Genomic DNA, 1667 nt, shown 5'->3' with positions numbered 1-1667 from the left:
GTCTTGGGCCGCGCGGCCTCGAGCCAAAGCGCGGCCGCGTTCGGCCTCGAGGGCGACGCTACACGATCCACAAGTCGAACCGGTCGAGGAGGCGGTCGACGTCCTTCCGGTGCCGCCGCTTCACCTTGAGCGCGAGCGACCCGTTGGCCGCGCCCGGCAGCGACGAGACGATGTCCATCGGGTTCGTTCGGAGGGTCAGCTTGTCGTGGAGCGGCCCGCGCTGGTGGCGGACTTCCTCGAGGTCGGTGAGCTCGAAGCGGTGGGTCTGCGCCTTGCGCTCGAACAGGCTCAGAAACTTGACCTGCAGCTCGAGGACGACCTCGTCGCCGTCCACGCAAATCGTACCTCGACCTTCCGAGAAGCCACCGTGGACGTCACCGGTCGCGAACGGGATGGACTTCATGACGAAGGGGTGTGGGATGGAGAGGGACGGAGGGATGCGGGCCGAGGTTCTTCGCCCTCCGTCCTCGAGGCCGACTACGGGCGGTAGCCGTCGGCGTCGAAGTTCGGGGGCCGGCGCTCGAGGTAGGCGTTCTTGCCTTCCTGCCCTTCCTCGGTCATGTAGAACAGCATCGTCGCGTGGCCCGCGAGCTCTTGGAGACCGGCGCCGCCGTCCTCGTCCGCGTTGGCGGCGGCCTTGATCATGCGGATCGCGATGTTTGAGTTGGCCAGGATCTCGCGGCTCCACTGGACGGTCTCGGCCTCGAGGTCGGCGAGCGGCACGACGGTGTTGACCAGCCCCATGTCGAGGGCCTCCTGGGCACTGTAGGGGCGGCACAGGAACCAGATCTCGCGCGCCTTCTTCTGCCCGACCATCCGCGCCAGGTGCGCCGTTCCGTAGCCCGCATCAAACGAGCCGACCTTGGGTCCGGTCTGCATAAACCGGGCGTTGTCACTCGCGATGGTCAGGTCGCAGACGACGTGCATGACGTGTCCGCCGCCGACAGCCCAGCCGTTTACGGAGGCGATGACCGGCTTGGGCATCTTGCGGATGCGCGTCTGAAAGTCCAAGACGTTGAGCCGCTGCGTGCCGGTCTCCTTCCCGTCCGCGATCTCGCGGTAGCCATGGTCGCCCCGGATCCGCTGGTCGCCGCCGGAGCAGAACGCCTTGTCGCCGGCGCCCGTGATGACGTAGACACCGATGGACGGGTCGTCGCGGGCGTCGTCGATGGTCGCGATGAGCTCCGTGACCGTCGTCGGCCGAAACGCGTTGCGGACGTCGGGGCGGTTGATCGTCACACGCGCGATGCCCGCGGTGTCCGTCCCGGCGACGCCCTTCTCGTAGATGACGTCCTCGAAGGAGCCCACGGACTCCCACTCGAAGGGACCGGAGACGGTCGGGCGGTCGGTGGTGTGGTGCGCCTTGTCAGCCATCGGAAAGAAAAGAGGTGAGGAAGAGGGCGAGAGCGTCGGGCGCCTCGGTGTGGACGGAGTGGCCGGCGCCCGGGACGACGGCGACCCTAGATCGAGTCTGGGGCAGGCTATCGAGGCCGTGCTCGGCCATCTCGTGAGCGAGACGGACGTACTTGGCGTCGAGGGCGCCTGCTACGGCGAGGGCGGGCGCAGAGATTCCCCCGAGCGCGTCCCAGTGCGACGGCTGGGCGCCAGTTCCCATCCCTTTCAAGGACCGACCGAGCTCGCGCGGATCGTTGGCCGCCCACGAGGAC

2 protein-coding genes and 1 pseudogene are annotated in these 1667 nt (G+C 68.0%); all 3 read right to left on the bottom strand.

Annotated elements, in window-relative coordinates; translation table 11 throughout:
- Positions 1 to 58: 58 nt before the first annotated feature.
- A complete protein-coding gene (locus WBA11_RS07855) occupies positions 59 to 403 on the bottom strand; it encodes a hypothetical protein (protein WP_424520144.1) in 345 nt (114 codons plus the stop codon).
- Between the two features lie 74 nt (positions 404 to 477).
- Entirely contained in the window at positions 478 to 1374 is an 897-nt protein-coding gene (gene menB, locus WBA11_RS07850; RefSeq protein WP_424520143.1) for a 1,4-dihydroxy-2-naphthoyl-CoA synthase, read from the bottom strand.
- Positions 1367 to 1667: pseudogene (locus tag WBA11_RS07845) on the bottom strand (hypothetical protein); the annotation flags it as partial. The gene menB and the pseudogene WBA11_RS07845, both read right to left, overlap by 8 nt.

It is taken from the genome of Rubrivirga sp. (genome assembly GCF_049648075.1).
Taxonomy (GTDB): domain Bacteria; phylum Bacteroidota; class Rhodothermia; order Rhodothermales; family Rubricoccaceae; genus Rubrivirga.
This window is presented reverse-complemented; position numbering and strand designations above follow the sequence as displayed.